This is a genomic window from Mesorhizobium sp. M1E.F.Ca.ET.041.01.1.1, assembly GCF_003997355.1.
Lineage (GTDB): Bacteria > Pseudomonadota > Alphaproteobacteria > Rhizobiales > Rhizobiaceae > Mesorhizobium.
This window is the reverse complement of record NZ_RZSL01000399.1, coordinates 1-5,745: the sequence shown is the minus strand read 5'-3', so window position 1 is coordinate 5,745 and position 5,745 is coordinate 1. Positions and strand designations below refer to the sequence as shown.

Below are 5,745 nucleotides of genomic sequence, written 5' to 3'. Positions count from 1 at the left end.
GCCGCCGCGAGCAGGCGGCCGTCGCGATCCCCCCGCCAGGGCCTGAGCGTCACGGCCTCGCGTGCGGCGACGTAGTCGACTTTTCGAAACCCCGCTCGGACAAGCGCTTCCGTGGCCTCGCCCGTGGCGCCTGCCTCATCCGCGCCGGATGCCAGTTCCGTCGCGGTCTGACGCAGAACCGCGTTGAGCTTGCGCGCGATATCGAGTTCGGCCTCGCCGAGATAGGCGTTGCGGGACGACATGGCGAGGCCATGCGAATCGCGCACCGTCGGCCCGCCGATGATGTCGACCGGCAGATCGAGATCGCGGCAAAGCTGCCTGACGACGCAAAGCTGCTGGTAGTCCTTCTCGCCGAACACCGCGCAATCGGGCGCGGCCTGCAGGAAAAGCTTGGTCACAACGATAGCGACGCCGTCGAAGAAGGCCGGCCTGAAATCCGTTTCCAGACCGGCGGAGGGGCCACCGACCGAGATTTTGGTGGCGAACCCGGCAGGGTACATTTCCGCGACGGTCGGCGTGAAGGCGAGATGCGCGCCTGTTTCCCGAAGCCGGTCGATATCCCGGGCCAGTTGGCGCGGATATTTGTCCAGATCCTCTGTCGGCGCGAACTGGGCCGGATTGACGAAGATCGAGACGACGCAGCGCTCGGCCTTTTCAAGCGCGATCCTGACCAGCGAGATATGGCCGTCATGCAGGGCGCCCATGGTCGGCACCATGGCGACCGTGAGGCCCTCCCGGTGCCAGTCCCGGATTTGCGCGCGGAGTGCGGCGACGCTGTCGACGACGATTGGTCCGCTCATGCCTTGTCCTTGCTCGACGTCGCCGAAAAGACGTGGTCCCGTCCTGGAAATGCGCGGCTGCGCACCTCGGCGGCGTAGTGCGCTGCCGCGTCCGAAATGGTGTCGCGCAGGTTTGCGTATTCCTTGACGAATTTCGGCACCCGGTCGACCGTCATGCCGATCATGTCGTCTATGACCAGGATCTGGCCGTCGCAGTCGCTGCTGGCGCCGATGCCGATGGTCGGGATGGCGATATGGCGGGTGAGATCCGAAGCCACGGCCTCCACCGTCCCCTCGATAACGACCGAGAAGGCGCCGGCCTTTTCGACCGCTTCGGCGTCGCGAAAGAGGGCTTCGACGTTTTCTCTGGTGCGGCCCTTGATCCTGTAGCCGCCGTCCTTTTCCACGGATTGCGGCTGCAGGCCGATATGGCCCATGACCGGGATGCCTTCGGCGACGATGGCCGCGATCTGCGCGGCCATGTCGACACCGCCCTCGAGCTTGACCGCCTGGCAGCCTGTCTCATTGACGATGCGCCTTGCCGAGGCAACGGCGTCCGCCGGGGAGCCCTCGTAGCTGCCCGCGGGCATGTCGACGACCACGCAGGCTTTTGCCGAGCCGCGCATTACCGCCTGTCCATGCGCGATCATCATCTCCAGCGAGGCGCCGAGCGTCGTGGCGTGGCCATGCAGCACCATGGCGACGCTGTCGCCGACCAAAAGCAGGTCGACATGCGGATCGAGCATGCGCGCTATTGGATAGCTATAGGCGGTGAGGCAGACGATCGGCACGCCACCCTTGCGGCGACGGATGTCTTCGGCGCCGATCCGATTGCCGGTGGACCGTTCTGGGGCCAATCCTCACCTCCCTCACCGGCCTGGGCCAGATGCCCGCTTTGCGGGCGTGCGAGCTTTAGAAATACAGGCGGCGCTTGGCAAGCCGAGGCGGCGACATCTCCGCGGGTGTATCGATTAATGCAATCTCGCGCAAAGGTGTGCAGCCGTTTTGCGAAAACGACATGCATAAAAAACAAAAACTAAAGCGCGTCGCCCGAATCGATTTCAGCGCGACGCGCTTTAGCGCACGAAGCATTTACATCGGCGTCGCGGCAAAACCCTTGCCTTCGCGATGGCCTGACGCCATAAGCAGGAACGGCGCGGCCGCTGCCGCCACGAGGATCCGGATGAAAACTTTCCTGCTGCAGTTTTTCACCTGGTGGAACAGCCAGACTCTGGGCACACGTTTCCACACCTGGCGCTTCGGCAAGAAGGTCGGCGAGGACGAGGCCGGCAACGTCTATTACGAAGGCGGCATCGACTCGGAAGGCCGCACCCGCCGCTGGGTCATCTATCGCGATTATTCCGAAGCCTCGAAGATCCCACCGGGCTGGCATGGCTGGATGCATCACCGCGTCGACACGCCTCCCTCGAGCGAGAGCTACAAGGCTCGCGAGTGGCAGAAGCCGCACCGGCCCAACCTGACCGGAACGCCCGGCGCCTATCGCCCGCAGGGTTCCATCCTGACCAACCAGCATCGCCCGCAGGTGACCGGCGACTACGACGCCTGGACACCCGGTTCGTAAACGCGTCCTTCGGTCCTTTGTCGCCACAATTGGCGTTTAGCTGCTTGCTGATATCGCAGCCATGACTAGCCTTGGGCGACAGAGAATCACCCGGGCGCAACCACCGGTATCCTTGCATGAGCCGAATCTCGACGGGATTGTTCGCGACAGCGTCCGTTCTGGCCGCCTCGACGGCGGTGTTCGCCGCACCGCCGGCGCCGGCAACGCCGCCAGTTTCCGACCGTATCACCAACCCGGTCGCCGAATTCGCCGGCATCGACAAGATCACCGGCCGCATCATCACCTTCGACGTCTATATCGACGAGACCGTGCAGTTCGGCGCCCTGCAGGTGACGCCGCGCGTCTGCTATTCGCGGCCGGAGACCGAGCAGCCGAAGACCGATTCCTTCGTCGAAGTCGACGAGATCACGCTTGACCGCAAGATCCGCCGCATCTTCACCGGCTGGATGTTCGCCGAAAGCCCTGGCCTCAATGCCGTCGAGCACGCCGTCTATGACGTCTGGCTGAAGGGCTGCAAGCAGAAGTCGGATGTGCCGCCGCCGACCGCCGCCAAGGCCGATACGGACAAGCCGAAGAGCGAAGCCGCAAAGCCCAAGGCTCCGGCGCAAGAGCAGCCCGCCGAGGCAGCACCTGAGCCGACGGATGCCGCGCCCGCGCCGGACGGCACCGACTCAACCGACGCGAACTGACCTCGGAACCCTCTTTTTCGCAATCCGTTGGATAAACGGCGATAGCAACGGGAGGTTTCCATGGCAAAGATCAGGCCGATCACTGCCAGCAAGAAAGAGCTTCTCGATATCGAGAAAGGGTTCTGGACCGGCAGTTCCGCCTACTTCGCGGCCCATGCCGATGTGGAATGCCTTGTCGCCTTTCCAGAGATGGCGAAAGCGATGACCAATGCCGATCTGGCCAAGACCGCCACGAAGCCCAATCGCTGGCGCGATCTCGACATCCGGCTGAAAGGCATGGTCGAGCCGGGTAGTGATATCGTGATGCTCACCTACGAGGCTCGCGCGACGAGGGAAAACGGCGAACCCTATGCCGCCATCGTCAGCACCGGCTATGTCCATCGTGCCGATGGCTGGAAGATGATGTTTCATTCGCAGACACCGATCGAATCATCGACCGAAGACTGACAGACCTCAGGGATAGAAAACCGCCTCGCCCTTCAAGGCCTCGGCCAGCATCGTCTCATAGCGGCTGCGCGGCACGTCGATGGCGCCGAAGCGCTTGAGGTGCTCGGTGGTGAACTGCGTGTCGAGGAGCGCAAAGCGGCGCGCGTTCAGCCGCTCCACGAGATAGTAGAGGCAAGTCTTCGAGGCGTCGGTTTCCTTGGCGAACATGCTTTCGCCGAAGAACACGCGCCCGAGCGACACGCCATAGAGACCGCCGACCAGCCGGCCTTCGCGCCATGCCTCGACGGAATGGCAGTGGCCCAGCCGGAAGAGATCGACATAGGCTTCGCGGATCGGCGCGTTGATCCAGGTCGAGCGGCGCTCGTCGCGTTTTTCGGCGCAACCGTCGATCGTCGCCTCGAAGTCGAAATCGTAGCGTATGTCGAAGGGGTGCTTGCGGATCGTCTTCTTCAGGCTGCGCGGCGTGTGGAACCCGTCAAGCGGGATGATGCCGCGCGTCTCCGGCCGCACCCAGAACACTTCCGGATCGGTCGCGCTCTCGGCCATCGGGAAGACGCCCGAGGCATAAGCTTTCAGCAGCAGGTCGGTCGGGATGCGGTAGCCGGGCGCGTAGGGACGGGTCATTGCGCCATTATAACTGCAAGACCCTAATCCTCATCGGCCAAATATTTTTCAAGCCAGTGGATGTCGTAGTCGCCATTGGCGATGTCCGGATTGCCGACCAGATCACGGAACAGCGGCAGCGTCGTCTTGATGCCGTCGACGACGAACTCGTCCAGCGCCCGCCGCAGCCGCATCATGCATTCGACGCGGTTGCGGCCATGCACGATCAGCTTGCCGATCAGGCTGTCGTAGTAGGGCGGGATTCTGTAGCCGGAATAGACGCCGGAATCGACTCGGACGCCGAGGCCGCCGGGCGTGTGGAAATGCGTGATCGTGCCGGGCGACGGCGTGAAGGTGCGCGGGTCCTCGGCGTTGATGCGGCACTCGATGGCGTGGCCGTTGAACTTGATGTCTTCCTGCCGGACCGACAGCCCGCCGCCGGAGGCGACGCGAATCTGCTCGTGCACGAGGTCGATGCCGGTGATTGCTTCCGTCACCGGATGCTCGACCTGCAGGCGGGTGTTCATCTCGATGAAATAGAACTCGCCGTTCTCGTAGAGGAATTCGATGGTGCCGGCGCCGGAATAGCCGAGATCGGCGATCGCCTTGGCGCAAATGCCGCCGATGCGCGCGCGCTCCTCTGCATTGAGCGCGGGCGAGTTGGCCTCCTCCCACACCTTCTGGTGGCGGCGCTGCAGCGAGCAGTCGCGCTCGCCGAAATGCACGCCGCGGCCGGCGCCGTCGCCGAACACCTGCAATTCGATATGGCGCGGCTTTTCCAGATATTTCTCGATGTACACGGCGTCGTCGCCGAAGGCCGCACCCGCTTCCGACTTTGCTGTATGCAGCCCCACTTCGAGGTCGGCTTCAGTGCGCGCCACCTTCATGCCGCGGCCGCCGCCGCCGGCCGAAGCCTTGATGATCACCGGATAGCCGATCTCGGCGGCGACGCGCTTGGCTTCCTTCTCGTCGCTGATCGCGCCGTCGGAGCCAGGCACCACCGGGATACCGAGGCGCTTTGCCGTGCGCTTGGCCTCGATCTTGTCGCCCATGACGCGGATATGGTCGCCCGACGGGCCGATGAAGGTGATGTTGTGGGCGGCGAGGATGTCGGCGAACTTGGCGTTCTCCGAGAGGAAGCCGTAGCCCGGATGCACCGCGTCGGCGCCGGTGATCTCGCAGGCGGCGACGATCTGATGGATGTTGAGATAGCTTTCGCGCGCTGGCGGCGGACCAATGCAGACGCTCTCGTCGGCGAGGCGCACATGCATGGCGTCCGAATCGGCCGTCGAATGGACGACCACCGTCTGGATGCCGAGCTCCTTGCAGGCGCGCAGCACCCGGAGTGCGATTTCGCCGCGATTGGCGATGAGGACCTTCTGGAACATCTCTCCGCTGGTCCCGGCTCTACTCGATGACCACGAGCGGCATGCCGTATTCGACCGGTTGGGCGTCCTCGATCAGGATGGCCGTGACTGTACCGGCGCGCGGCGAGGGAATCTGGTTCATCGTCTTCATCGCTTCGATGATGAGCAGCGTCTGGCCTTCCTTCACCTTCTGGCCGATCTCGACGAACGGCTTGGCGTCGGGAGCGGGCGCCAGATAGGCGGTACCGACCATCGGCGAGGGCACGGCGTTCTTGGAG

Annotated in this window: 8 protein-coding genes; 3 read left to right on the top strand and 5 right to left on the bottom strand. The window is 63.9% G+C overall.

Features of this window, described 5'->3' with window-relative positions; genetic code table 11:
• Both panC and panB read right to left on the bottom strand, forming a co-directional pair.
• On the bottom strand, positions 1-800 hold an 800-nt coding region (gene panC / locus EOA38_RS25865; RefSeq protein ID WP_127300571.1), incomplete at its 3' end, for a pantoate--beta-alanine ligase.
• Positions 797-1,636: a 3-methyl-2-oxobutanoate hydroxymethyltransferase gene (gene panB / locus EOA38_RS25860; protein ID WP_127300570.1), complete on the bottom strand. Its 840-nt coding sequence runs from the start codon at positions 1,634-1,636 to the stop codon at positions 797-799. The genes panC and panB, both read right to left, overlap by 4 nt.
• A gap of 326 nt (positions 1,637-1,962) precedes the next feature.
• Here panB and EOA38_RS25855 point away from each other — a divergent pair, with 326 nt between their 5' ends.
• The 3 genes from EOA38_RS25855 (at position 1,963) to EOA38_RS25845 (ending at position 3,497) form a co-directional block, all read left to right on the top strand.
• Positions 1,963-2,361 (top strand): NADH:ubiquinone oxidoreductase subunit NDUFA12, encoded by a 399-nt coding sequence (locus EOA38_RS25855; RefSeq protein WP_126094167.1) that lies wholly within the window; start codon positions 1,963-1,965, stop codon positions 2,359-2,361.
• Positions 2,362-2,477: 116 nt separating this feature from the next.
• Entirely contained in the window at positions 2,478-3,050 is a 573-nt protein-coding gene (locus tag EOA38_RS25850; protein WP_127300569.1) for a DUF2155 domain-containing protein, read from the top strand.
• Positions 3,051-3,110: 60 nt separating this feature from the next.
• Positions 3,111-3,497, top strand: coding sequence for a hypothetical protein (locus EOA38_RS25845; RefSeq protein WP_126094165.1), 387 nt, complete (start codon positions 3,111-3,113; stop codon positions 3,495-3,497).
• 6 nt (positions 3,498-3,503) lie between these two features.
• Here EOA38_RS25845 and aat read toward each other — a convergent pair whose 3' ends face one another.
• The 3 genes from aat to EOA38_RS25830 form a co-directional block, all read right to left on the bottom strand.
• The gene (gene aat, locus EOA38_RS25840; protein ID WP_126094164.1) at positions 3,504-4,121 is read right to left on the bottom strand and encodes a leucyl/phenylalanyl-tRNA--protein transferase; all 618 of its coding nucleotides are present in this window, start codon (positions 4,119-4,121) and stop codon (positions 3,504-3,506) included.
• Between the two features lie 23 nt (positions 4,122-4,144).
• Positions 4,145-5,488, bottom strand: coding sequence for an acetyl-CoA carboxylase biotin carboxylase subunit (gene accC, locus EOA38_RS25835; RefSeq protein WP_126094163.1), 1,344 nt, complete (start codon positions 5,486-5,488; stop codon positions 4,145-4,147).
• A gap of 19 nt (positions 5,489-5,507) precedes the next feature.
• On the bottom strand, positions 5,508-5,745 hold a 238-nt coding region (locus tag EOA38_RS25830; protein WP_348627539.1), incomplete at its 5' end, for a biotin/lipoyl-containing protein.